The sequence below is a fragment of the Mycobacterium sp. IDUB_17 genome (genome assembly GCF_055419465.1).
Genome location: NZ_JBVAXS010000005.1, coordinates 208,377 through 234,163 on the forward strand (window position 1 = coordinate 208,377; position 25,787 = coordinate 234,163).

Sequence of the window (25,787 nt, forward strand, 5' to 3'; positions counted from 1 at the left end):
CTCCGGCGTCCAGATGCGATGGAATTGCGGTGACACGTGGCGAAGAAGGGGCATACCAGGGTGAACGAAGTCAGGCCTAGTCCGGTTCAAACCCACCGGCTGAGCCGGATGGCCGGACGCGATCCGCACGAGCAGCACCGGGTGGCGACTCCGCTGGAATTGCTGTTCGACCTGACATTTGTAATCGCCTTCGGGGTGGCCGCCGCACAATTCGCGCATCTGATGGCCGAGGGGCACGTGTCGGCCGGGTTGGCGGGTTTTGGGTTCGCCGCGTTCGCGATCTGGTGGGCGTGGATGAACTTCACCTGGTTCGCCTCCGCCTACGACACCGACGACTGGATCTACCGGGTGATGACGATGCTCCAGATGGTCGGCGTCATCATCCTGGCGCTGGGCATACCGCCGGTGTTCACCTCCATCGAACACGGCGGGCACGTCGACAACGTGGTGATGGTGGCGGGCTATGTGGTGATGCGAATCGCGATGGTGGGGCAGTGGTTACGGGCCGCTGCGCAGGATCCGCCACGCCGGTCCGCGTGCCTGACCTATGCGTGTGCGGTCGTCGTCGCGCAGATCGGGTGGGTGGTGCAGATCTTCGTACAGACCTCGCTGACGGTCTTCTTCGTCACCGCCCTGATGCTGATGGTCGTCGAGATCAGCGGACCGATCCTGGCCGAGCGGTGGATGGGTGGCACCCCGTGGCACGCCCATCACGTCGCCGAGCGCTACGGGCTGCTGGCGATCATCGCGTTGGGTGAAGGAGTGGTCGGTACGGTGGCGTCCCTGACCGCGGCGGTGGGGGAGCACGGCTGGTCCACCGACGCCATCCTGCTCGTCGCTTCCGGAATCGGGCTGACCTTCGGGATGTGGTGGGTGTACTTCCTGGTTCCGGCCGGCGCATTGCTGCACGCCCAGCGCTCACTCTCGTTCTGGTACGGATATCTGCACCTGGCGGTGTACGCGGCGATCGTGGCCACCGGCGCCGGCTTGCACGTGGCGGCGTACTACGTCGACGGTCAATCGAAGCTGAGTTCGGTCGGTACCGTGCTGGCAGTGGCGATTCCGGTTGGCGTCTACCTGGCGGCGATGTTCGTCATCTACTCACTTCTTGTGGGGGATTTCGACCTGCTGCACGCGCTGTTGCTGGCGCTGGCCGCAGGGGTGCTCGTGGCCGCGGTGGCGCTGGCCGCAAACGGGACGTCGATGGCGGCGTGTCTGTTGGTCGTTACCGCGGCACCGCTGGTGGTGGTCGTCGGGTTCGAGGCGGTCGGGCACCGGCACGCCGCCGAGATCGTCGGTCGGCGCCTGGACGCTCACCGGCCAGGGTGAGTCTCGAAGCTTTCCAACAACATTCGTTCCTGCTCGGCCGCCAGCAGGCGGCGCGTCTTGTGGCGGGTGATCAGGATTCCGATCGTGGCCAGAATCCAGACCGCGTACTGCACTGACCAGGCCAGCCGGAACGATGCGAAAGAGTAGCTGTCGGCGCCGGACAGGATCAGGCCCATCGCCTGCATCACCAGCAGTGCCGCCAGGAAGCCACCCATGTTCACCATGCCCTGGGCGGTCCCGAGCGTGTGGCTCGGATTGAAGGTGCGGGCGAAGTCGAATCCGACCATCGAACCGGGACCGCCCACCGAGATGACGACGATGAGCACCACCAACAACCACACCGGCGCCGGGCCGGGCAAGGCCAGCACCACGGTCCACACCAGGGCGTTACTGGCGATGATCCAGAGCACCAGACGTGATCTGCGGTGCGGATGCCGGCCCGTGAATACGCCGATCATGATCCCGGCCGAGATCGCGGCCACCACTGAGACAGTCAGTAGCGAGCCTGCTGCGGTCTCCGAAAGTCCCTGCGCCACCGTCAGGTAGGGCACTCCCCACATCAGCGCGAACACCGTGACCGAGAACTGGGTGCCCATATGGGTGAAGAATCCGAGCCTGGTGCCGGGTCGCAGCCAGACGGTCTTGATACGGGACAGGCTGGCGTGCAGGGAGATCGGCTCGGACGTGAGCGCCGTGCCGTGCGGAGTGTTGCGGATCAGGGCCAGCGCCAACACGATCACCACGATTCCGAACGCTGCGACCGACAGGTATGCCGGTGTCCACCCCGACCCGGTGAGGATCGCGAGGAACGGGACCGCAGACAGGACCTGACCGAGCTGACCGCAGATCCCGGTCAGCTGTGCCACCAACGGAACGCGCGCCGGCTCGAACCAGTACGGCACCAAGCGAAGTACCGAGATGAAGGTCAATGCGTCGCCCAGGCCGACGATGGCCCGCGCACCGATCGCCGCGGGTAGCGACTCGCTGAGTGCGAGCACGAGTTGGCCGGCGGTCATCAGCGCGGCCCCACAGACGATGAGCACACGGGAGCCGAACCGGTCCAGCAGCAGTCCGGCTGGTACCTGGGCCGCGGCATAGACGATCACCTGCAGCACGACGAACGTGGACAGCACGCCAGGGCTCGCGGCAAATCTGTCGGCGGCCTGCAGGCCGGAGACGCCGAGGGTCGTGCGGTCGAGCACGGCGATGATGTACGCGAGTAGTCCGGTGGCCCAAACGATCCAGGGACGCACGCGGGCACCTTTCGTCAAATGTGTTTCTCGGGGCAGGCATACATGCTCTCGCACTCATGGGTGGCCAAGCGACCGGAGTTGATTGTCGCGGCTGTGAATTTCGTCTCGAGGCCCGCTCTGCCGCGATTCATAGAGTTGGCTGAAAATGCACTCTCACGTGTAACTGGGAACAGGTGGTGCGGCATATGTGCAGATAACCGGGCTGCTTATGTACATGGAGGGCGGCGGGGTCGCTCAGCCGTGAATTCGCTCGCAGTATTAATCGGGGAGTAGGGTGTCGGCATGAATCGCTGTTCAATCCGACGCGGAGGACGTCGGCTTGGTTGAGTATCGTCTGGAAGACCTGGCGCGTATTTCCGGCGTCAGCGCTCGCAATATCCGCGCTTATCGTGAGCGCGGACTGCTGGATTCGCCGCGGCGCGTCGGGCGCTCGGCGTACTACGGCGAGCGGCACCTGGCTCAGTTGACGGCGATCAGCCAGCTACTGGCCAAAGGTTTCAACTCGGCGCACATCGCCGAGTTCTTCGCGGGCTTGCGTGGCGGCAAGGATCTGCCCGGTGCTCTGGGAATCCAGGCCTCGGACTGGTGCCGGCCGAAAACACTGACACTGAACGTGGATCCGGCCGACGAGGATGTCCGCACGCTCGTGGAGTTCGGATTGCTGGACATCGTGGAGGGCCTGGAGGGCCCAGAGCGCGTCGAGGCCCCCGCGGAGGTGGTCGACCCGGCATTGGCCGCGCTGGTCACCGGCGCCGAGGACCAGCGGCGCTCCATCCGGATCATTGCCCACCTCGCCAAGTCGACCGATGCCGCGATCGATCAGGTGGCCGAGTCGGCTGTCGCGGCGCTCGCCGCATGCCGGGGCGTCTCGTCCGATACCGACTTGCGGGAGCTGGCCCAGGCCGTGGTCTCGGTTGGATTGGAGCGGGCCCTGCGGACCCGTTTGGCAACCGCTGAATAAGGCCTGTTCAGACCCGATCGGGGCAGGTGTGAACCTTGATGTACCTGTGGTCGGTGGCGTCGAAGTGAATATTGAGGAACTTGTCGTAATCTGAGGCACGTGTCGATATCCCGACGCGACCTGCTCAAATACGCGGCGGCTGCACCCGCGCTGATCGGGCTGGGTACCGGCCTGGCGTCCGTCGGCGCCGGAGTGACCGCCCCTCCGGCCGGCGCTGCGCCGCTGGGTGTCCTGCTCGATTACGCCGCCGGCGTCATCCCTGCTGCCGATATCCGCACGTCAGGAGCCATCGGGGCAATTCGCTACGTCTCCGACCGCAGGCCCGGCGGTGCGTGGATGCTCGGTAAGCCGATTCAGTTGCCCGAAACCCGGGATCTGTACCAGAACGGCCTCAAGATCGTGTCCTGCTATCAGTACGGCAAGGAGCACACCGCCGACTGGCTGGGCGGGCAGAACGCCGGGATTCAGCACGCCAAGCGCGGCTGGCAGTTGCACTCCTCTGCGGGCGGATCGGTGGGGGCGCCGATCTACGCGTCGATCGACGATGATCCGAGCTATGAGCAGTACAAGCAGCAGGTAGCGCCGTATCTACGCGGCTGGGAGGCCGTGCTGGGGCACCAGCGGGTCGGCGTGTACGCCAACTCCAAGACGATCGAATGGGCTCTGCAGGACGGGCTGGGCTCGTACTTCTGGCAGCACAACTGGGGCTCGCCGGGCCGGGTCGCCCACTCTGCCGCACACCTGCATCAGGTCGAGATCGACAAGCGCAACGTCGGCGGGATCGGCGTGGACATCAACCACATCCTCAAGCCGCGATTTGGTCAGTGGGACTGAAATAGTTACCGACGAGTAAGATATTTCAGCAAACTTTTTGCTCGGATGCGCGAGATTCGCTGGACAGAATCGGCCCGATTGTCTGCTGGATCGCGGCTGCTCGGGAGCCTCGGATGCAACGGAAAATTTAGGTAACGATTCGATAACAATACTGCCTTGATCTGCACAGTTATGGCTACTCGACCGTAACCACCTGCCAGCAGGACGTTTGTCCCGAATGGCTTTGGCCGCCAGTCTGTGCTGCGTTACGTTACCGGCGGTTACCCATGCGTAGAACTCGCCAGTAACCAATCTGGGCGGAAAACGCCTACCCCCTCTTATGACACTCTTAGTGCGGCGGGAATGTGAGTGACACCGTCCGGAGAGCTCCGGCGGCCGGCATTCCAGCCTGATTCGACGCTGAATCGCCGTTGGCCTGTCGCCCGGGCAGCCCACACCGCCCCAGACATGCAGACAGACACCGAGCACCGCACCGCGACAGCCACACGCGACACCATTCACCGCAGAACCACAGCAGCACCGAGGAGATAGCGCCAGTGACGATCTACGAACACGACCGGGTGTCCGCCGGTCGCAACGACGACTCAGGATCCGACGGTCGGCAGGCTGACTCCACGCACGCCCTCGTCGACCGGCTGAGCGCCGGAGAGCCCTACGCCGTCGCCTTTGGCGGCCAGGGCAGCGCCTGGCTGGAGACTCTTGAGGAATTGGTGTCCTCGGCCGGTATCGAGGCCGAACTGGCGACCCTGGCCGGCGAGGCCGAGTTGCTGCTCGAGCCGGTGGCCGCCGAACTCGTCGTGGTGCGGCCTATCGGGTTCGAGCCGCTGCAGTGGGTTCGCGCGCTGGCCGCCGAGGAGCCGGTGCCGTCCGACAAGCAGCTGACCTCTGCTGCCGTGTCGGTGCCCGGTGTCCTGCTCACCCAGATCGCCGCGGTGCGCGCACTGGCCCGTCAGGGCATGGACCTGGCCGCCACCCCGCCGGTGGCCGTCGCCGGGCATTCCCAGGGCGTGCTGGCCGTCGAGGCCCTGGCCGCCAAGGGCGCCAGGGATGTGCAGCTGCTGGCGCTGGCGCAGCTGATCGGCGCGGCAGGCACCCTGGTGGCCCGTCGCCGCGGGATCACCGTGCTGGGTGACCGTCCGCCGATGGTGTCGGTCACCAATGCCGAGCCCGAGCGCATCTACGAACTGCTCGAAGAGTTCAGCCAGGACGTCCGCACCGTGCTGCCCCCGGTGCTGTCCATCCGCAACGGTCGGCGCTCCGTTGTGATCACCGGCACACCTGAGCAGCTGTCGCGGTTCGAGCTCTACTGCAACCAGATCGCTGAGAAGGAAGAGGCCGAGCGCAAGAGCAAAGTCCGCGGCGGCGCGGTCTTCGCTCCGGTCTTCGACCCGGTGCAGGTCGAAGTCGGTTTCCACACCCCGCGTCTGGCCGACGGCGTCGAGATCGTCGCCCGTTGGGCCGAGGCCGTCGGAATCGACGTCAAGCTCGCCCGCGAGATGGCCGAAGCCATCCTCGTCAGCCAGGTGGACTGGGTCGACGAGATCACCGAACTGCACGAGGCCGGCGCCCGCTGGATTCTGGACCTCGGCCCCGGCGACATCCTGACCCGCCTGACCGCCCCGGTGGTCCGCGGGCTCGGCATCGGGATCGTGCCCGCCGCGACCCGCGGTGGCCAGCGCAATCTGTTCACCATCGGTGCGGTGCCCGAGGTGGCCCGGCCGTGGTCGAGCTACGCCCCGACCGTGGTGAGCCTGCCCGACGGATCGGTCAAGCTTTCGACCAAATTCACCCGGCTCACCGGACGCTCGCCGATCCTGCTGGCCGGTATGACGCCCACCACAGTGGACGCCAAGATCGTCGCGGCCGCAGCAAACGCCGGCCACTGGGCCGAGCTCGCCGGCGGCGGGCAGGTCACCGAGCCGATCTTCAACGATCGCATCGCCGAATTGGGCGAGCTGCTGGAGCCCGGCCGGGCCATCCAGTTCAACACCTTGTTCCTCGATCCGTACCTGTGGAAGCTGCAGGTCGGCGGCAAGCGGCTGGTGCAGCGCGCCCGCCAGTCCGGTGCGCCGATCGACGGTGTCGTGGTCAGTGCCGGCATCCCGGACCTGGAAGAGGCCGTCGACCTGATCGGCGAACTCAATGACCTCGGCATCAGCCACGTGGTGTTCAAGCCGGGCACCGTCGAGCAGATCCGCTCGGTCATCCGGATCGCGGCCGAGGTGCCCACCAAGCCGGTGATCGTGCACATCGAGGGCGGCCGCGCCGGTGGCCACCACTCGTGGGAGGACCTCGACGACCTGCTGCTGGCCACCTACTCCGAGCTGCGCAGCCGGTCCAACATCACCATCTGCGTCGGCGGTGGCATCGGCACCCCCGAGCGGTCCGCGGAATACCTGTCCGGCCGCTGGTCGGCCACCCACGGCTACCCGCTGATGCCGATCGACGGCATCCTGGTCGGCACCGCCGCCATGGCCGCCCTTGAGGCCACCACCAGCCCGCAGGTCAAGCAGCTGCTGGTGGACACCAAGGGCACCGAGGCATGGGTCGGCGCGGGCAAGGCCTCGGGCGGCATGGCCTCCGGCCGCAGCCAGCTCGGCGCCGACATCCACGAGATCGACAACACCGCGTCGCGCTGCGGCCGGCTGCTCGACGAGGTGGCCGGTGACGCCGACGCCGTGGCCGCGCGCCGCGACGAGATCATCGCCGCGATGGCCGACACCGCCAAGCCGTACTTCGGTGATGTCGCCGACATGACCTACCTGCAGTGGCTGCGCCGCTACATCGAGCTGTCCATCGGCGAGGGCAACAGCACCGCCGACACCAAGCGTGACGACTCGCCGTGGCTGGACATCACCTGGCGCGACCGCTTCGAGCAGATGCTCAAGCGCGCCGAAGCACGTTTGCACGCACAGGATTTCGGTTCGATCGAGACGCTGTTCGATGCCGACGGCGACGGCCGGGCGCTGCTGGAGGACCCGAAGGCCGCGCTGGCCGCGCTGGTCTCGGCCTACCCGGACGCCGCTTCGGTGCAGCTTCACCCGGCCGATGTGCCGTTCTTCGTCGAGCTGTGCAAGACGCTGGGCAAGCCGGTCAACTTCGTCCCGGTGATCGACAAGGACGTGCGCCGGTGGTGGCGCAGCGACTCGCTGTGGCAGGCCCACGATGCGCGCTACGACGCCGATCAGGTGTGCGTCATCCCCGGCACCGCCGCGGTGGCCGGCATCACCCGGGTCGACGAGCCCGTCGGTGAATTGCTGGACCGCTTCGAGCAGGCCGCCGTCGACGAGGCGCTGGCCGCCGGCGCCCAGCCGCAGGCCGTGCTGTCGCGCCGTCAGGGCCGCGGCGATGTGACCGGTCCGCTGGCCGTGCTGCTCGACGCCCCCGACGTGTTGTGGGCCGGTCGCACCTCGGTCAACCCGGTGCACCGGATCGCCCCGGCTGCCGAGTGGCAGGTCCGCGAGAACCGTTCCGCCACAAATGCTTCCACCGGAGCCCGCCTTGAGGTCGCCGATGATCAGCACGTGGTGCTGTCGGTGCCGCTGTCGGGAACCTGGATCGACATCCGGTTCACCCTGACCGAGGCCATCCGCAGCGGTGGCGCACCCGTCGTCGAGGTCGCCGACGCCGCGACCGCGATGCGTTCCGTGCTCGCCATCGCCGCGGGCGTCGACGGACCGGACGCGCTGCCTCCCGTCGTCGACGGGACCGCCAAGGTCACCGTCGCCTGGAACCCCGAGCAGGTCGCCGATCACACCGGCGTCACCGCCACCTTCGGTGCGCCGCTGGCGCCGACGCTCACCGTCGTCCCGGATGCCCTGGTCGGCCGTTGCTGGCCCGCGGTGTTCGCCGCGATCGGGTCGGCTGTCACCGACTCCGGATTCCCGGTCGTCGAAGGTCTGCTGAGCCTGGTGCACCTTGACCACGCCGCGCACCTGCTGGCTGCGCTGCCTGCCGAGCCCGCCGAATTGGCCGTCACCGCAACGGCTTCGGCCGCCTACGACACCGAGGTCGGCCGAGTTGTGCCGGTTTCGGTGACCGTGCGCAGCTCCGACGGCACCGAGCTGGCCAAGCTGGAGGAGCGGTTCGCCATCCGCGGCCGTACCGGCGAGGCCGAGCTGACCGACCCGGTCCGGGCCGGCGGTGCGATCTCGGGCAACGCCACCGACACCCCGCGTCGTCGCCGGCGCGACGTCACGGTCGGTGCACCCGTGGACATGCGGCCGTTCGCCGTGGTGTCCGGTGACCACAACCCCATCCACACCGACCGGGCAGCCGCGCTGCTCGCTGGTCTGGAATCGCCGATCGTGCACGGCATGTGGCTGTCGGCCGCGGCGCAGCACGTCGTCACCGCCACCGACGGCAAGCCGATCCCGCCGGCCAACCTGGTCGGCTGGACCGCCCGCTTCCTGGGCATGGTCAAGCCGGGCGACGAGGTCGACTTCCGCGTCGACCGGGTCGGAATCGACGTCGGCGCAGAGGTTGTCGAGGTTCAGGCCCGCATCGGCTCGGAGCTGGTGATGGCCGCGACCGCGCGGCTCGCGGCGCCCAAGACCGTCTATGCGTTCCCCGGCCAGGGCATTCAGTCCAAGGGCATGGGCATGGAGGTCCGGGCCCGGTCCAAGGCCGCCCGCAAGGTGTGGGACAAGGCCGACAAGTTCACCCGTGACACGCTGGGCTTCTCGGTGCTGCACGTGGTCCGCGACAACCCGACGTCGCTGATCGCCTCCGGTGTGCACTACGAGCACCCCGAAGGTGTGCTGTACCTGACCCAGTTCACCCAGGTCGCGATGGCCACGACGGCTGCGGCCCAGGTCGCCGAGATGCGTGAGCAGGGCGCGTTCGTCGAGGGCGCGATCGCCTGCGGTCACTCCGTCGGCGAGTACACCGCGCTGGCCTGCGTGTCCGGCGTCATCGAGCTCGAAGGTCTGCTGGAGGCGGTGTTCCACCGTGGCTCCAAGATGCACGACATCGTGCCGCGGGATGAGCGGGGCCGGTCCAACTACCGGCTGGCTGCGATCCGGCCGTCGCAGATCGACCTCGCCGACGAGGATGTCGAGAGCTTCGTCGCCGAGATCGGCGAGCGCACAGGTGAATTCCTGCAGATCGTGAACTTCAACCTCCGCGGTTCGCAGTACGCGATCGCCGGAACCGTGCGGGGCCTGGAAGCGCTGGAGGAAGAGGTCGAGCGGCGCCGTGAGATCAGCGGCGGCAAGCGGTCCTTCATCCTGGTGCCCGGCATCGACGTGCCGTTCCACTCCAGCGTGCTGCGGGTGGGCGTGGACGACTTCCGGCGCAGCCTGGAACGCGTCCTGCCGCGCGACCGCGATCCGGAATTGGTGGTCGGGCGCTACGTCCCGAACCTGGTGCCCCGCCCGTTCACGCTGGACCGCGATTTCATCCAGGAGATCCGCGACCTGGTGCCGGCAGAGCCGCTCGACGAGATCCTCGCGGACTACGACACCTGGCGTAACGAGAAGCCCAGCGAGTTGATGCGCAAGGTCGTCATCGAGCTGCTCGCCTGGCAGTTCGCCAGCCCGGTGCGCTGGATCGAAACCCAGGACCTGCTGTTCATCGAAGAAGCTGCGGGAGGCCTCGGCGTCGAGCGGTTCGTCGAGATCGGCGTGAAGAACGCGCCGACGGTCGCCGGACTGGCCACCAACACGCTGAAGCTGCCCGAGTACGCCCACAGCACCGTCGAGGTGCTCAACGCCGAGCGCGATGCCGCGGTGCTGTTCGCCAGCGACACCGACCCGGAACCGGAGCCTGAGGTCGAAGAAGCGGCCCCGGCGGCGGCTTCCGAGGCCGCTCCTGCTGCTGAGGCCGCCCCGGCCCCGGCAGCCGCCCCGGCTGCTCCGTCCGGTGGCCCACGGCCCGACGACATCACGTTCGACGCGGCCGACGCCACCGTGGGTCTGATCGCGCTGAGCGCCAAGATGCGCATCGACCAGATCGAGGGGCTGGACTCGATCGAGTCCATCACCGACGGTGCGTCCTCGCGCCGCAATCAGCTGCTGGTGGACCTGGGCTCCGAGCTGAACCTGGGTGCCATCGACGGTGCCGCCGAGGCGGACCTGGGCGCGCTCAAGGGACAGGTCAGCAAGCTGGCCCGCACCTACAAGCCGTTCGGCCCGGTGCTCTCGGACGCCATCAACGATCAGCTGCGCACCGTGTTCGGCCCGTCGGGCAAGCGCCCGGCCTACATCGCCGAGCGCGTCACCAAGACCTGGGAGCTGGGTCCGGGCTGGGCCAAGCACGTCACCGTCGAGGTGGCGCTGGGCACCCGTGAGGGCAGCAGCGTTCGCGGCGGCGATCTGGGTGCTCTGCACCCGGGCGCGCTGGCGACTGCCGCCGACGTCGACAAGGTCATCGACGCCGCGGTCGTCGCGGTGGGCGCCCGCCAGGGCGTGCCGGTGAGCCTGCCCTCGGCCGGCGGTGCCGGTGGCGGCGGTGTGGTGGATTCGGCCGCGCTGAACGAGTTCGCCGAGAAGGTCACGGGTCCCGACGGCGTGCTGGCCTCGGCCGCCCGCCTGGTGCTGGGCCAGCTCGGCCTGGACGCTCCGGTCGGTGCCCCCGAGGCTGCCACCGACGCCGAGCTGATCGACCTGGTCACCACCGAACTCGGTTCGGACTGGCCGCGATTGGTGGCTCCGGCGTTCGACGCCAAGAAGGCTGTCGTGTTCGACGACCGCTGGGCCAGCGCCCGTGAGGACCTGGTCAAGCTGTGGCTGGCTGACGAGGGCGAGATCGACGCCGAGTGGCCGCGCCTGTCGGAGCGCTTCGAGGGTGCCGGACATGTCGTTGCCACGCAGGCGAATTGGTGGCAGGGCAAGGCGCTGGCCGCCGGCCGTACCATCCACGCCTCGCTGTTCGGTCGCATCGCGGCCGGCGCGGAGAACCCGGGCAAGGGCCGCTACAGCGATGAGGTCGCCGTGGTGACCGGTGCGTCGAAGGGCTCGATCGCCTCGTCGGTCGCCGGGCAGCTGCTCGACGGCGGCGCCACGGTCATCGCCACCACCTCGCGTCTGGACGACGACCGGTTGGCGTTCTACAAGGAGCTCTACCGCGAGAACGCCCGCTTCGGTGCCACCCTGTGGGTGGTCCCGGCCAACATGGCGTCCTACGCCGACATCGACAAGCTGGTCGAGTGGGTCGGTAGCGAGCAGATCGAAAGCCTTGGGCCGCAATCGATCCACCTCAAGGATGCGCAGACCCCGACGCTGCTGTTCCCGTTCGCCGCACCGCGCGTGGCCGGGGATCTGTCGGAGGCGGGTTCACGCTCCGAGATGGAGATGAAGGTGCTGTTGTGGGCCGTGCAGCGGCTCATCGGCGGGCTGTCGACGATCGGTGCCGAGCGCGACATCGCCTCACGGCTGCACGTGGTGCTGCCGGGCTCGCCCAACCGCGGCATGTTCGGCGGCGACGGCGCTTACGGCGAATCCAAGTCCGCGCTCGACGCGTTGGTGAACCGCTGGAGCGCCGAAGCTTCGTGGGCTGACCGGGTCAGCCTGGCGCACGCGCTGATCGGCTGGACCAAGGGCACCGGGCTGATGGGGCACAACGATGCCATCGTCAGCGCGGTCGAGGAGGCCGGCGTCACCACCTACACCACCGCCGAGATGGCAGCCATGCTGCTGAACCTGTGCACGGTGGACGCGAAGGTGGCCGCGGCCAACGCCCCGGTCAAGGCGGATCTGACCGGCGGACTGGGCGACATCAAGATCGACATGGCCGAGCTGGCTGCCAAGGCCCGTGAAGACATGTCCAGTGCCGCAGGCGGATCCGAGGACGACGAGGACGAAGGCGCGATCGCCGCACTGCCGTCCCCGCCGCGTGGACACAACCCGGCCCCCGCGCCGGAGTGGGCCGATCTCGACGTCGACCCGGCCGACCTGGTGGTCATCGTCGGCGGTGCCGAACTCGGGCCGTACGGCTCGTCGCGCACCCGCTTCGAGATGGAGGTCTCCGGCGAGCTGTCGGCGGCCGGCGTGCTGGAACTGGCCTGGACGACCGGTCTGGTCAAGTGGGAAGACGATCCCAAGGCCGGCTGGTACGACACCCAGACCGGTGAGCTGGTTCCCGAATCGGAGATCGTGGAGCGCTACCACGACGCCGTGGTGGAGCGCTGCGGCATCCGCGAGTTCGTCGACGACGGTGCGATCGATCCCGATCACGCCTCGCCGCTGCTGGTCAGTGTGTTCCTGGACAAGGACTTCAGCTTCGTGGTGTCCAGCGAGGCCGACGCCCGGGCGTTCGTGTCCTTCGACCCCGAGCACACTGTGGCCTTGCCGGTGCCGGATTCCGGTGACTGGCAGGTGATCCGCAAGGCGGGCACCGAGATTCGGGTTCCGCGCAAGACCAAGCTGTCGCGCACGGTCGGTGCCCAGATCCCCACCGGGTTCGACCCGACGGTGTGGGGCATCACCCCGGACATGGCCAGCTCGATCGACCGGGTGGCGCTGTGGAACATCGTGGCGACAGTGGACGCGTTCCTGTCCTCGGGTTTCACCCCGACCGAGCTGATGCGTTGGGTGCACCCGAGCCTGGTGGCCTCCACCCAGGGCACCGGCATGGGCGGCATGACCTCGATGCAGACCATGTACCACGGCAACCTGCTGGGTAAGTCCAAGCCGAACGACATCCTGCAGGAGGTGCTGCCGAACGTCGTTGCGGCACACGTCATGCAGTCCTACGTCGGCGGCTACGGCGCGATGGTCCACCCGGTCGGCGCGTGCGCCACCGCGGCGGTCTCGGTCGAGGAGGGGGTCGACAAGATCCGTCTCGGCAAGGCCGACCTGGTGGTGGCCGGCGGCTTCGACGATCTGACCCTGGAAGCCATCATCGGCTTCGGTGACATGGCGGCCACCGCCGACACCGAGATGATGCGGGCCAAGGGCATCAGCGACTCGAAGTTCTCTCGCGCCAACGACCGTCGTCGTCTCGGCTTCCTGGAAGCCCAGGGCGGTGGCACCATCCTGCTGGCCCGCGGTGATCTCGCCGTCAAGATGGGCCTGCCGGTGCTGGCCGTCGTCGGTTACGCGCAGAGCTTCGCCGACGGTGTGCACACCTCGATCCCGGCTCCGGGCCTGGGTGCCCTGGGCGCCGGGCGTGGCGGCAAGGATTCGCAGCTGGCCCGCTCGCTGGCCAAGCTGGGCGTCGGCGCCGACGACATCGCGGTGATCTCCAAGCACGACACCTCGACGCTGGCCAACGATCCCAACGAGACCGAGCTGCACGAGCGGCTGGCCGACTCGATGGGTCGCTCACAGGGTGCTCCGCTGTTCATCGTCAGCCAGAAGACGCTGACCGGGCACGCCAAGGGCGGCGCGGCGGTGTTCCAGATGATGGGTCTGTGCCAGATCCTGCGCGACGGCGTCATCCCGCCGAACCGCAGCCTGGACTGCGTCGACGACGAGCTGGCCACCTCCGGCCACTTCGTCTGGGTGCGCGAAACCCTCGACCTGCGCGGCAAGTTCCCGCTCAAGGCCGGTCTGGTCACCAGCCTCGGGTTCGGTCACGTGTCGGGCCTGGTTGCCCTGGTGCACCCGGAGGCGTTCATCGCAGCGTTGGATCCGGCCGAGCGCGACGACTACCGCAAGCGGGCCGAGCAGCGCACGCTCGCCGGTCAGCGTCGGTTGGCCGGGGCGATCGCCGGTGGGCGTCCGATGTACGAGAAGCCCGCCGATCGCCGGTTCGACCACGACGTGCCGGAGAAGCGTCAGGAAGCAGCGATGTTGCTGAATGCCGACGCTCGACTCGGTGACGACGATCTCTATGTGCGGTGAGTGCGTGCACGGAGAGGTGAGCTAGGTTCGCTTCCATGGCGATTGTGGGAGTAGGCATCGATCTGGTTTCCATACCTGAGTTCGCCGAGCAGGTAGACCGGCCGGGAACCGTATTCGCCGAGACGTTCACGCCAGGTGAGCGCCGGGACGCCGCGGACAAGAGTTCGTCGGCGGCCCGGCACCTGGCGGCCCGGTGGGCGGCCAAGGAAGCTGTGATCAAGGCCTGGTCGAGTTCACGGTTCTCCAAGCGGCCGGCCCTGCCGGAGGGGATCCACCGCGATATCGAGGTGGTCACCGACATGTGGGGCCGGCCCAAGGTGCGGCTGTCCGGTGAGATCGCCAAGCACCTTGAGACGGTGACCATTCACGTCTCGCTCACCCATGAGGCCGATACCGCCGCCGCGGTGGCCATCATCGAGGAGCTCTGACCCTTCCTCCGCGAACAGACGCCTAGGTACCCGGATCGCCCCGATTTCGGGTACCGGAGCGTCTGCTCGCGCGGGGGTGGTGACGGTCTAGTGTCGTCAGCATGGCTGATGTCGTGCAGCGGGTGCAGCAGGTGTTGCCGTCGGTTCGGTCCGACCTGGAGGACCTGGTCCGCATCCAATCGGTGTGGGCCGACCCGGCCCGGCGTGACGAAGTGCACCGCAGTGCCGAGGCGGTCGCAAAGCTGTTGTCGGAAGCGGGCTTTCCCGACGTTCGCATCGTCAGCGAAGGCGGTGCACCTGCGGTCATCGCGCACTACCCGGCACCGGCGGGAGCGCCCACGGTCTTGCTGTACGCCCATCATGACGTGCAGCCCGAAGGGGATCCGGCCCAGTGGGACTCCGCACCGTTCGAGCCCACCGAACGTAACGGCCGGCTCTACGGTCGCGGCACCGCCGACGACAAAGCTGGTATCGCAACACATCTGGCCGCGGTAAGGGCCTTCGACGGAAAGCCTCCGGTAGGCGTCACGGTGTTCGTCGAAGGCGAGGAGGAGTCCGGTTCGCCGTCACTGGGGGCATTGCTGGCTGCGCACAAAGACGCTTTGGCCGCCGACGTCATCATCATCGCCGACTCCGACAACTGGAGCACCGAGATCCCGGCGTTGACCGTGACGCTGCGTGGTCTGGCCGACTGCGTGGTCGAGGTGGCCACCCTGGATCACGGCCTGCATTCGGGCCTGTGGGGCGGCGTCGTGCCCGACGCGTTGAGCGTGCTGGTGCGACTGCTGGCCAGCCTGCACGACGACGACGGCAATGTCGCGGTCTCCGGCTTGCACCAAGCGACCGCGGCCGACGTGGACCGCGGTGCGCACTGGGTCCGCCAGGAGTCCGGCCTGTTGGACGGGGTGTCCGAAATCGGTTCCGGCTCAGTGGTGCAACGCATGTGGGCGAAGCCCGCCATCACCGTCATCGGCATCGACACCACATCCATCGACAAGTCGTCGAACACCCTGATTCCACGCGCCCGCGCCAAGATCAGCATGCGGGTCGCGCCCGGCGGCGACGCCCACTCACATCTGGAGGCGTTGACCCGTCACCTCGAAGCCCATGTCCCGTGGGGCGCTCAGGTCACCGTCACGCCCGGCGACGTCGGCCAGCCGTACGCGATCGAGGCCTCGGGGTCGGTGTATGACGCGGCCCGTTCGGCGTTCCGCACCGCCTGGGGAACCGATCCGGTGGACATGGGCATGGGCGGATCGATCCCGTTCATCGCCGAATTCGCCGAAGCATTCCCGGCCGCGACGATTCTGGTGACCGGCGTCGAGGACCCCGGCACCCAGGCGCACAGCGTGAACGAAAGCCTGCACCTGGGCGTGCTGGAGAAAGCGGCGACGGCCGAGGCGCTGTTGCTCGAAGCGCTGGGCCGTTAAGCCGTCGGTGATTCAGACGCCGTAGGGCACGTGCCGGCACCAATGGAAAGTGCTCGGCAGGAGCGACAGCACTGCGGTCAGCGCGGCGAGGATGAAGCGGGCCAGGAAATCCCCGGCAGTGCCGGGGACAAGGACCAGCACTGCCAGCGTTTGTAACGCCATCACCGACGAAACCCCGGCCAGGATGTACAGACCGGGGATCTTACGGCGGAGCAGTTGAACCGCCCCGATCAACAGCAGAATGCCGTAGATCAGGTAAGTCGCGAAGATCAGCGTCAGTAGTCCGGTACCGCCCGACCCGGATGCCACGGCGGGGATGCCGAGAACGACTCCGACCAGCATCGAGAGTCCGCCGAGCACACCGAGCGCCGCGGCGGGCCAGCCTCAGTGTCCATGTCGTCCATCCTGGCGGCCTCGCGGATCAGATGGACAGATCGCGGCGCAACTTGGCGACATGACCGGTGGCACGCACGTTGTACTGCGCGACGGCGATCTTGCCCTTTTCGTCGACGACGAACGTCGAGCGGATGACGCCCTGAACGGTCTTGCCGTACATGGTCTTTTCGCCGAATGCACCCCAGGCCGTCAGCACCTCACGACCCGGATCGGACAGCAACGGGAAGGTCAGCTCTTCCTTGTCGCGGAACTTGGCGAGTTTCTCCGGCTTGTCGGGGGAGATGCCGACGACGTCGAGTCCGGCGCCGCTGAGTTCGGCGAGGCTGTCGCGGAAATCGCACGCCTGCTTGGTGCAGCCGGGCGTCGAGGCGGCGGGGTAGAAGTACACGATGACCTTGCGGCCCTTGTAGTCGGAGAGCTTGACGACGTTGCCGTCGGCGTCGGGCAGGCTGAAAGCCGGGGCGGTGTCTCCCACCTCGAGGCGCGGGGTTGGCGGCATGCGTGTATCCCTTCTTGTCGACCGGTTCCGTTGTCACGGCGCCGGCTGATCTAGGGTAGTGCGGCAGGGCAGCACGACGTGGAGCGGCTTGGAGGAGCAAACAGTGGCGAACCGGGACCCGGAGAGCATCAAGCGGGACATCGATCAGGCTCGCGATCAACTGGCGGTGACGGTCGACTCCCTGGCCGAGCGGGCCAACCCCCAGCGTCTGGCCGACGATTTCAAGTCGGCGGTGATCGGCTTCATCAAGAAGCCAGCCGTGACTGCGTCTTTGGCCGGTGCGGGCGTGCTGGTGGTGTTCGTGGTCGTTAGACGGATCAAGCGGCGCTGAGCTGATTTGCGGGGCGCGCGCTGTGCGCCCTGACGTGATACACGGGCCGCTGGGCGACGTTTTGATACGCCGCCTCAGCGGCTCTGTGGTTTGATACGCCGCTCAGCGGCTCAGGCCTATTTGTGCCGCTCAGCGGCGGCGGAACAGGAGCCAGTCCGCCAACGAGAAACTCGGGGGATTGGCGACGCGTCCGAGCCGATTGCAGCTATACACCATGACGGGCTGATTCGCAGCAACAAATGCCGAGGTTGATGCAGCTGTGGGGTCGACGCCACCATCGGTAGCCATCAGCTAACACCTCTTATCTTGGCGCAACCGCCACGGGGTACCGAACCACAACGAATCAGCTAACTTGAGATTAACACGGCTTCTTGCGTCTGACCAGCGAAAGCGCTGGTATTGAATACTAGACAGTAACTTACGGCGACGTCAACATCTGACTTGCCCGGCGGCCGGTCATGTTGCGACGCAGTTATCAGCACATTGTCGGCAGGCGTCAGCGGAGTGGTTTTCCGCGTCGCCAGGGTCGCTCACCGCAAAGTAATTCGGAGGTTTGGGCGGCAGTCGTAGGGTCGGCCGCCGACGCATCCGCTGATGTCGGCGGATTCGCCGAAAGTTTGCTGTGGCTGTGGCGTCGTGTGACGTCGTGTGGCGCGGCATTGGCTCCTCTGCCGTGATTTGGTGGAGAAAACGATTGGCAAACGTGGGCTCGTCTGGTAGCCCGAGGGGTTCCGCGCAACTCGGCGCTGATCTGCCGCGGTAGCTGAAATCCGCTGCATCGCAGGGCGGGAACGGCTCTTTCTCGTGGAACCGGTTGCCAGTGCATAGGTGTCCAGCTAAGGTCGACTTCGGGTCAGGATAGGGGAGTCGGGCCTGGGTCTTCATCTCGGCCGCAACGCGGACCGAACGTTTGACAAGGGGGTATTGCGTTGCAGCTAACTTATTTTCCGTTTGCCAGGATTGCTGCATGTGCCTTCGCCGGTGCAGCTGATCCCGACGGACTCATCGTCGGGATTCGCTGACAACACCCGATGGCTCATGTCGAACCTCTCGGTGGGGATGTGGGCCGTGGTCACACCGACTGGAGGTACCCATATGGCGCATGTGAGCGATGAAACCCTCGGCGATCTACGCCGGGAACTCGACCGCTTCAAAACCGAGCAGCACCGGGATAGCGGCTATGCCGCCGCGCATCTGGCAGGTGCGGTGGAGATGTTGTTGGAAGAGGCTGAACCCAGCATCGGCGACAGGCTCGCCGATCGGTATCGAGCCAGACAATAGATGTACCGCCGCAGTAACTCTCAACCCCTGAAACGCAAAAACCCTGCCGAGGCAGGGTTTTTGGTTGGTGCGCCGTCAGGGTTTCGAACCCCGGACCCGCTGATTAAGAGTCAGCTGCTCTACCAACTGAGCTAACGGCGCGCGTGAGAGAGACTAACAGGAGTTTCGCTCAACAGTGAAATCCGCTGGTGGCGGGCCTGGGACGTGGTTCCGGTGAGCCAGGGTTCCGCGGGACCCTTAGACTATTGCCAAGAATTTGCCGTCGACCGTGCGAGGGGTAGGACGAACATGGCGCAGGCCCAGACGGTGACCCGTCCGTATCGGGGTGTGTTCCGGCGAGCGGTGGTTGCCATGGTGCCGGCGATGATGCTGGGCCTGACGGCATGCGGGGGCGAAGATCCGCAGGGGCCGCAGCCGGTGATCACCGACAAGGGCACTCCTTACGGCGATCTGCTGGTGCCCAGGGTCAATGCCTCGGTGACCGACGGCGCGGTCGGGGTGACTGTCGATGCGCCGGTCACGGTGAGCGCCGAGAACGGTGTGCTCGGCGGTGTCACCATGACCAACGAAGACGGTGTCAGCGTCGCAGGGAAGTTCAGTGCCGACGGGCTGACGTGGTCGACCACCGACCGGCTGGACTACAACGAGCAGTACACCCTCAATGCGCAGTCGCTGGGGCTGGGTGGTGTCGCCAACCGCCGGCTGCGATTCGAGACGCACTCGCCGGCGAACCTGACGATGCCCTACGTCCTGCCCAACGACGGGGAAGTGGTCGGGGTGGGGCAGCCCATCGCCGTCCGCTTCGACGAGAACATCACCGACCGGGTGGCGGCTCAACGGGCCATCACGGTCAAGACCACTCCACGGGTCGAAGGCGCCTTCTATTGGCTCAACAACCGCGAAGTGCGTTGGCGTCCGGCCAAATACTGGAAGCCCGGCACCTCGGTGGACGTGTCTGTCAACACCTATGGCGTCGCGTTGGGCGACGGGTTGTTCGGCCAGGGCAACGTCACCACCCACTTCACGGTGGGCGACGAGGTGATCGCGTCCGCCGATGACAGCACGAAGACGCTGACCATCCGGCGCAATGGCGAGGTCATCAAGGCCATGCCGATTTCGATGGGCAAGAACAGCTCTCCGACCAACAACGGCGTCTACATCATCGGTGATCGCTTCGACCATATGGTCATGGATTCGTCGACCTACGGGGTACCGGTCAACTCGCCCAACGGTTATCGCACCGAGGTCGACTTCGCGACTCAGATGTCCTACAGCGGTATCTACGTCCACGGGGCCCCGTGGTCGGTGGGCAGCCAGGGCTACAGCAATGTCAGCCACGGCTGCCTCAATGTCAGCACCGCCAATGCCCGCTGGTTCTACGAGAACACCAAACGCGGCGACATCGTCGAGGTGACCAACACCGTGGGCTCGGTGTTGCCGGGCACCGAGGGCCTGGGGGACTGGAACATTCCCTGGGACCAGTGGCGCACCGGCAACGCCAGCACCTGATTCTCGGCACCGCCCGATTACCTGCGCGGTAATCGACAACGCGTCTCCAATCGGTGAATCTGACTGAGTCCCAGTTGATTACCGTGAAAGAGGCGATATGGCCGAGATCGACGACACCGTCACCGCATACCTGCGCACCTGGAATGCCACCGATACCGTCGAGCGGCGGGCGCTGCTGGAACAGCATTGGGCGCCGAGCGTCACCTACACCGATCCGCTGGCTGAGGTGAGCGGGCACGACGGTATCTCCGGCGCCATCGAGTCCGTCCAGGCCCAGTTCCCGGGCTATGTGTTCACACTCGTCAGCGGACCGGACGCCCACCACCAGCAGGCGCGTTTTCAGTGGGGTCTCGGTCCGCGCGATGCCGAGCCGTTGGTGGTCGGCTTCGACGTGCTGTCCACCGACCCCGAAGGACGGATACAGACCGTGCTCGGGTTCCTGGACCGGGTGCCCGCCTGACTACTTCACAGCGCGGTCCAGTGCCGCAAGCGATTCGGTGAGGAAGTCGCTGTCGAACGGCGGCATCCCGCCGATCTGGTCGCGGAAGCTCTGCGGGGTGTCGGTCCAGTCGTAGGTGATGGTGACGTCGGTCCGGTCGCCGTTGGGGGCCAGGTCGTAGCGCCAGCTCCAGCCGCCCGGTGCATGGTGGCCGGCCTCGTCGAGCTGGCCGGGCAGCCAGGCGATGGTCCGGTCCTTGTCGAACGCGGTCACCAGGTTGTGCATGACGTAATGGCCCCCGGCGGCCGGCAGGAACATGTTGATCGCGAACATCTGGCCGGTCCCGGTGATCGGCTTGGGGTCGATCGCGTCGCGCACCCAGTCGCCGGGTTCGGTGTCGCAATGCCGGGCCGGGTCGGACAGCACGGCGAACACCTGGGCCGGGGACGCGGAGATGGTCCGGTTGACGACGTAGCGTTCCTGGTCGGTTGATGCGGTCATCGAGAGTCCTTTCCGTACAGGCGGGCGACATCCGGGCTGTCCAGCCAGCCCGAGTATGTGGGTTGCGATGGCCACCCTTCTGGGGAATCGAGCCATTCCTCCTGCCGGCCGTACGGCAGCAGGTCGATCAGCGCGAAGGAGTGGCTGAGCTGTTCGGTGCCGCGGCCGTTGGTGTGCCAGGTGCGGTACACGGTGTCGCCGTCACGCAGGAACACGTTGACCGCGAATCCGCCGCCCGGCGCGGCGTCGACGTCGGTACCGAACGAGCTCTCCGACGCCGAGTACCAGTCCATCCGGTTACCGACCTTGTCGCGGTAGGCCAGTGCGTCGTCGATCGGTCCGTTGGTGACGATGACGAATCGGGCGTCGTAGTTGTTCAGGAAGTCGAGTCGGGTGAACTGCGACGTGAACCCCGTGCAGCCGCCGCACTGCCATTCGGCGCCGTCGGTCCACATGTGGTGGTAGGTGATCAACTGGGTGCGACCGTCGAATATGTCGGCCAGCCGCACCGGGCCGTCCGCGCCCATGAGCGTGTAGTCCGGTAGCGCCACCATCGGCAGCCGTCGTCGTGCCGCGGCGATCGCGTCCAGTTCCCGGGTGGCGGCCTTCTCGCGACGACGTAGGTCGTCGAGCGCGGTGCGCCAGGCGTGCTGGTCGACTATCGGAGGTTTTCCTGTCGTCATGAAGGGCTCCTGATTGCTGTTCGGAGAATCTCGTTCTCTTAAGTGGACCCACCGCGCGTCCGGAACTCATCGCACCCGGTAATGTCCGACGAGCGAAGGGTGGCCTAACACCTCGAGATGAACCATGGAGGTTGATCCAGAATGAGCGGTCAACGAGCCGATGCAGCCGGGCTGCGTCTCCTCGTCGTCGGTGCCTCGTCGGGCATCGGCCACGCTGTTGCGGTCAGTGCCACCGAACGCGGTGCCAAGGTCGCGGTGGCGGCACGGCGCATCGACCTGCTGAATTCCCTGGCGGAGGCGACCGGCGGGCACGCCTTCGAACTCGACGTCGAGGACTCCGCGGCGATCAGCCGAGTGGTCAACGACGCGGCGGACGCCCTGGGCGGCCTGGACGCTGTGGTGTTCACCAGCACGGTGATCCCGTTCGCCTACATCGAGGACACCGACGTCGCCACCTGGTTGCACGCATTCAGCGTCAACACCGTCGGCGCCAACAACGTGCTGCGTGCTGCGGCACCCCGACTGGCCGAGAACGGTGTGGTCCTGGTGGCGTCCAGCTACGACGTGGGCCGCCCGCGGGCCGGTGTGGCGGCGTACAGCGCCAGCAAGGCCGCCCTCGACGAGATCCTGCACTCCTGGCGCATCGAGCATCCCGAGCTGTCGCTGATCCGGGTCGGGGTCGGCCCCACCGATGACACCGAGATCCTTCGCGGCGCCGACCGCGACCTGCTGGACCAGTTGGTCACGACGTGGGTGGCCCAAGGTGCTCTGCCCGCCCGGATGTCGGCCCTGCGCGACGTCGCCAACACCCTGGTGTCGCTGGTGACCACCGCGTACGAGAATCCGACCGTGGTGCCCGAGGTCGTGCAGCTGGCGCCGCGGATCAAGAAGAAGGCCGGCGCGGTCGACGCGACGAAGTAGCGGTCGGCCGGGGTGGCCCGGCTCGATCATTTCCCGTCCGCCGTAGCGGATGGGCCCGTATCCGGCCAGGCGCATTTTTTACTGCCTGCTGTTGGCGGTGGACCGTAGGTGACCGCTGTTGTCGGCTTATGTCTTTGAGCGTGGCTGACACGTCGGAGTTCCTCTCTGCATGACTCTGCATCCGCCTGTGAGCGCGGTTCTTGGTTGCCAAACGTCACCAGATGCCCTGGGCGGCAATAACTGTCACTGCTCCTTCTCGGCGCGCTGCTGGGGCGATCTTGCAGACCCCGAAGCTGCTTCCGGCCGGCGTTTCTATGAGTTTCAAGAGATTCATTGATAATGACAATCATATTCAATAACTTGGACGCTTCGAGTAGACGGTCTACAAGGAGGGTTCTCATGGCCGCGGTATGGATGGCCTCGCCGCCGGAGGTGCATTCCGCGTTGTTGAGCAGCGGCCCCGGCCCGGGAGCGCTGTTGGCCGCCGCCGGCGCGTGGTCATCGTTGAGCGTCGAATATGCCGCGATCGCAGAAGAACTCGCCACGGTGCTCGGCGGGGTACACGCTGGTGCGTGGCAAGGTCCGAGCGCGGAACGGTATGTGGCAGCTCATCTTCCGTATCTGGCGTGGCTGTACCAGGCCGACGCCGACAGCGCTGCGGTCGCTGCCCGGCATGAAGCCGCAGCCGCGGCCTATGCCAGTGCATTGGCGGGGATGCCCACTCTGGTCGAGTTGGCCGCCAACCATGCAAGGAACGCAGTCCTGTTGTCCACCAATTTCTTTGGTATCAACACCATTCCGATCGCCTTGAACGAGGCTGACTACGTGCGGATGTGGATCCTCGCTGCCACCACGATGACCGTCTATCAAGGCGTCTCTGAGGCCGCGGTGGCATCCACCCCGTCTACCCCGGCGGCGCCAAGGATCCTGCACGGCGAGCATGACCACGACGACGACGACCATGACCATGACCATGACCATGACCATGACCACGACGATGACCACGGCCACGGAGACCTGAGCCCGCTCGACCCGCGATGGTGGCTGGAAGTCGGCCAGGAGCAGATCGAGAACATTCACTTGCTGATCGACAATCTGCTGAATGACCCCGCTGCGCTGTTGACCAACCTGCCCATGGTGTTGGCCGACATGGCTTTCCACGCGGCGCAGCTGTTGCAGGTGGTTGTCCAGCTGTCCCCGGCGCTGATTCAGCCGGCTCTGAGCATCGTGACCGCGAACCTGGGGTGGGCCATCGCAGGCTTGGCCGCAATCCAGCCGCCCGTATCCGGTGTCGCCGAGATTCCGCACGGCGCAGAACCGGGGTCCTGGCCGGCGGCCGGCGGAACATCGTCGGTTCCGAGCAGCTCGCCGGTTCCGACTACGCCCTCCGCTCCGGCGGCCCCCTCGGCCGGGGCGTCGGCAACCACAACCGCCACCTCCGCGCCGGCGCCATCCGCCGCCCCGGGCGGTGGGCCGGGGTTCTTCCCGCCGTACCTGATCGGCGCGCCCGGTGTCGGCGTCCCCGCCGCGGCACGAGCCAATTCCTCGGCCATCGCCAAGAAGAAAGCCTCCGAACCCGATATCGCTGCGGCCGTTGCCGGGGAATCAGCCCGAGAGGCGCGGGCCCGTCGGCGTCGACGAGCCGGGATGCGGGACCGAGGCCATGGCAACGAGTACATGGACCTCCAGGCCGATCCGCAGGAGAGCGCCTCCCCGGGGGCGGCGCAGACGGTGTCGGATCGCGGTGCGGGGCCGATGGGCTTTTCCGGTGTGCTCGACAAGGCAGAAACGACGACGACGGGGTTGACGACGTTGGGCGATGGGGGGTTCGGGGACGGTCCGAGCGCGCCGATGTTGCCGTCGACCTGGGATCCAGACGCGAAGGATTGAGTGCGCGCCGTAGGCGGTGAGACGAGTCATGCTTGTCGTCTGGTCCCGCTGATAGCTGCAACACTCGGTGCGTGCAATGGGACTGGCTTTTTCTGACGGCGATGTCATGCGCACTTGTGGGCTGGCTGTTGCGCCTCACAAGGTCCGATGCCCCGCGTCTGCAACTCGCGGCCAACATTCTGCTGATCGGTGGATTGACTGTCGTCGCAGCCGTCGTGGCGCTGTACGTGGCGTTCTTCGCCCTGCTGCTCTACTGCCCGGCGGCCTGGATCTTCGATGACGGCTGGCCGTTGACCGCGACGGTCTGGTTGCAGGCGACATTGATGATCGTGGCGGTCGTGGCCGCATTGCGGCGCAAGCTGGTCAGCCGGCTACCGGTGCTGGTGTTCGTCGTGACGACGCTGGGATTTGGTGCCTGGCTGTTTCTGCATCCGTGGGAGTGGGTTCCACGTCCGAGCTGAGTGGCGCGGGCAATGAACGCCGGCAATGAAACAGAAACGCCGCCTGCTTGCGCAGACGGCGTTCCCGATATCGGGGTGGCTGACGGGACTCGAACCCGCGACAGCCAGGATCACAACCTGGTGCTCTACCAACTGAACTACAGCCACCATCGCCGGTCAGCCTTTCGGCATATGCGGCTCGTAGATACTAACTGCTCGGGTGCTGTAGCGCCGAATCGGTTTCTGGCGCGTCGTCCTTCGGCGGGCCGAGCTCGGCCGCGATCGCAGCAATATCGCTGGTAGACGGCCCGGGCTGGGCGACGAACGCGGTCGAGCGGTAGTACTTGAGTTCGCGGATCGACTCGTGGATATCGGCCAGGGCGCGGTGGGCGAGGCCTTTTTCGGGCTGGCCGAAGTAGATCCGGGGGTACCAGCGGCGGCACAGTTCCTTGATCGAGCTGACGTCGATCATGCGGTAGTGCAGGTAATCGTCGAGTTTGGCCATGTCGCGGGCGATGAAGCCGCGGTCGGTGGCGATGGAGTTGCCGGCCAGGGGAGCGGCCTTGGCCGTCTTGACGTGGCCGCGGATGTAATCGAGCACCATCTCTTCGGCGGTGGCCACATCGACGGTCGACCGCCGGACTTCTTCGATCAGCCCGGACCGAGTGTGCATCTGTTTGACCACGTCGACCATGGAAGACAGCGCCTCGTCGTCGGTGTGAATGACCACGTCCAGGCCGTCACCGAGGATGTTCAGGTCTGCATCGGTGACCAGAACCGCGATCTCGATCAGCCGATCGGACTTGAGGTCCAGGCCGGTCATCTCACAATCGATCCATACCAGTTCGTCTCGCACGAAGATCCACAGTATTCCCAT

The 25,787-nt window shown here is 66.6% G+C and carries 19 protein-coding genes and 2 tRNA genes; 13 read left to right on the forward strand and 8 right to left on the reverse strand.

The genetic code is table 11. From position 1 onward, the window contains the following. Positions 1-108 precede the first annotated feature (108 nt). Positions 109-1,329 (forward strand): low temperature requirement protein A, encoded by a 1,221-nt coding sequence (locus ACZYZ7_RS21935; RefSeq protein WP_463741808.1) that lies wholly within the window; start codon positions 109-111, stop codon positions 1,327-1,329. On the opposite strand, the gene ACZYZ7_RS21940 is transcribed toward ACZYZ7_RS21935, so the two are convergent. After that, complete coding sequence (locus ACZYZ7_RS21940; protein WP_135456598.1) at positions 1,314-2,582, reverse strand: MFS transporter; 1,269 nt, start codon at positions 2,580-2,582, stop codon at positions 1,314-1,316. The two genes, ACZYZ7_RS21935 and ACZYZ7_RS21940, sit on opposite strands and share 16 nt — an antisense overlap. Before the next feature lie 319 nt (positions 2,583-2,901). Between ACZYZ7_RS21940 and ACZYZ7_RS21945 the strand changes: the two genes are divergently transcribed. The 5 genes from ACZYZ7_RS21945 to ACZYZ7_RS21965 all read left to right on the forward strand — a co-directional run bounded on the left by ACZYZ7_RS21945 (position 2,902) and on the right by ACZYZ7_RS21965 (position 16,020). Next, positions 2,902-3,543: a MerR family transcriptional regulator gene (locus ACZYZ7_RS21945; protein ID WP_450072795.1), complete on the forward strand. Its 642-nt coding sequence runs from the start codon at positions 2,902-2,904 to the stop codon at positions 3,541-3,543. Between the two features lie 99 nt (positions 3,544-3,642). Next, entirely contained in the window at positions 3,643-4,377 is a 735-nt protein-coding gene (locus tag ACZYZ7_RS21950) for a DUF1906 domain-containing protein (RefSeq protein WP_463741809.1), read from the forward strand. Between the two features lie 536 nt (positions 4,378-4,913). Next, positions 4,914-14,162 carry a fatty acid synthase subunit beta domain-containing protein gene (locus tag ACZYZ7_RS21955; protein ID WP_463741810.1) on the forward strand — a complete coding sequence of 3,083 codons (9,249 nt, stop codon included), beginning with the start codon at positions 4,914-4,916 and terminating at the stop codon, positions 14,160-14,162. Positions 14,163-14,197: 35 nt separating this feature from the next. Beyond that, positions 14,198-14,590, forward strand: coding sequence for a holo-ACP synthase AcpS (gene acpS, locus ACZYZ7_RS21960; protein ID WP_029110067.1), 393 nt, complete (start codon positions 14,198-14,200; stop codon positions 14,588-14,590). Positions 14,591-14,691: 101 nt separating this feature from the next. Continuing rightward, complete coding sequence (locus ACZYZ7_RS21965) at positions 14,692-16,020, forward strand: M20/M25/M40 family metallo-hydrolase (RefSeq protein ID WP_463741811.1); 1,329 nt, start codon at positions 14,692-14,694, stop codon at positions 16,018-16,020. 12 nt (positions 16,021-16,032) lie between these two features. Here ACZYZ7_RS21965 and ACZYZ7_RS21970 read toward each other — a convergent pair whose 3' ends face one another. Both ACZYZ7_RS21970 and bcp read right to left on the reverse strand, forming a co-directional pair. Continuing rightward, positions 16,033-16,362 (reverse strand): hypothetical protein, encoded by a 330-nt coding sequence (locus ACZYZ7_RS21970; RefSeq protein ID WP_463741812.1) that lies wholly within the window; start codon positions 16,360-16,362, stop codon positions 16,033-16,035. A 79-nt stretch (positions 16,363-16,441) separates the two neighbouring features. Next, on the reverse strand, positions 16,442-16,915 hold the full coding sequence (gene bcp / locus ACZYZ7_RS21975; protein WP_135456588.1) for a thioredoxin-dependent thiol peroxidase: 474 nt from the start codon (positions 16,913-16,915) through the stop codon (positions 16,442-16,444). A 103-nt stretch (positions 16,916-17,018) separates the two neighbouring features. On the opposite strand from bcp, the gene ACZYZ7_RS21980 reads away from it, so the two are divergent. Together ACZYZ7_RS21980 and ACZYZ7_RS21985 are read left to right on the forward strand one after the other, a co-directional pair. After that, a complete protein-coding gene (locus tag ACZYZ7_RS21980) occupies positions 17,019-17,246 on the forward strand; it encodes a DUF3618 domain-containing protein (protein ID WP_044524135.1) in 228 nt (75 codons plus the stop codon). A gap of 1,095 nt (positions 17,247-18,341) precedes the next feature. After that, entirely contained in the window at positions 18,342-18,527 is a 186-nt protein-coding gene (locus ACZYZ7_RS21985) for a hypothetical protein (protein ID WP_167857918.1), read from the forward strand. Between the two features lie 65 nt (positions 18,528-18,592). Here ACZYZ7_RS21985 and ACZYZ7_RS21990 read toward each other — a convergent pair. Next, positions 18,593-18,668, reverse strand: a tRNA-Lys gene (locus ACZYZ7_RS21990). Positions 18,669-18,815: 147 nt separating this feature from the next. On the opposite strand from ACZYZ7_RS21990, the gene ACZYZ7_RS21995 reads away from it, so the two are divergent. After that, positions 18,816-20,036 (forward strand): L,D-transpeptidase, encoded by a 1,221-nt coding sequence (locus ACZYZ7_RS21995; RefSeq protein ID WP_463741813.1) that lies wholly within the window; start codon positions 18,816-18,818, stop codon positions 20,034-20,036. 97 nt (positions 20,037-20,133) lie between these two features. Beyond that, a complete protein-coding gene (locus ACZYZ7_RS22000) occupies positions 20,134-20,496 on the forward strand; it encodes a nuclear transport factor 2 family protein (RefSeq protein ID WP_135456586.1) in 363 nt (120 codons plus the stop codon). On the opposite strand, the gene ACZYZ7_RS22005 is transcribed toward ACZYZ7_RS22000, so the two are convergent. Further along, on the reverse strand, positions 20,497-20,976 hold the full coding sequence (locus ACZYZ7_RS22005) for an SRPBCC family protein (protein WP_463741814.1): 480 nt from the start codon (positions 20,974-20,976) through the stop codon (positions 20,497-20,499). Beyond that, the gene (locus ACZYZ7_RS22010) at positions 20,973-21,659 is read right to left on the reverse strand and encodes a DUF899 domain-containing protein (protein WP_463741815.1); all 687 of its coding nucleotides are present in this window, start codon (positions 21,657-21,659) and stop codon (positions 20,973-20,975) included. The genes ACZYZ7_RS22005 and ACZYZ7_RS22010 overlap by 4 nt, the downstream gene beginning before the upstream one ends. Positions 21,660-21,800: 141 nt before the next feature. On the opposite strand from ACZYZ7_RS22010, the gene ACZYZ7_RS22015 reads away from it, so the two are divergent. From ACZYZ7_RS22015 to ACZYZ7_RS22025, 3 genes are all read left to right on the forward strand, one after another. Beyond that, positions 21,801-22,580: an SDR family oxidoreductase gene (locus ACZYZ7_RS22015; protein ID WP_450072787.1), complete on the forward strand. Its 780-nt coding sequence runs from the start codon at positions 21,801-21,803 to the stop codon at positions 22,578-22,580. Between the two features lie 399 nt (positions 22,581-22,979). Continuing rightward, entirely contained in the window at positions 22,980-24,470 is a 1,491-nt protein-coding gene (locus ACZYZ7_RS22020) for a PPE domain-containing protein (protein WP_463741816.1), read from the forward strand. A 101-nt stretch (positions 24,471-24,571) separates the two neighbouring features. Next, on the forward strand, positions 24,572-24,931 hold the full coding sequence (locus ACZYZ7_RS22025) for a hypothetical protein (RefSeq protein ID WP_135456576.1): 360 nt from the start codon (positions 24,572-24,574) through the stop codon (positions 24,929-24,931). Between the two features lie 74 nt (positions 24,932-25,005). Here ACZYZ7_RS22025 and ACZYZ7_RS22030 read toward each other — a convergent pair. After that, a tRNA-His gene (locus tag ACZYZ7_RS22030) sits at positions 25,006-25,078 on the reverse strand. Positions 25,079-25,118: 40 nt separating this feature from the next. Further along, positions 25,119-25,766, reverse strand: a complete 648-nt coding sequence (gene orn, locus ACZYZ7_RS22035; RefSeq protein ID WP_167857916.1) for an oligoribonuclease — start codon at positions 25,764-25,766, stop codon at positions 25,119-25,121. Between the last annotated feature and the right edge of the window lie 21 nt (positions 25,767-25,787).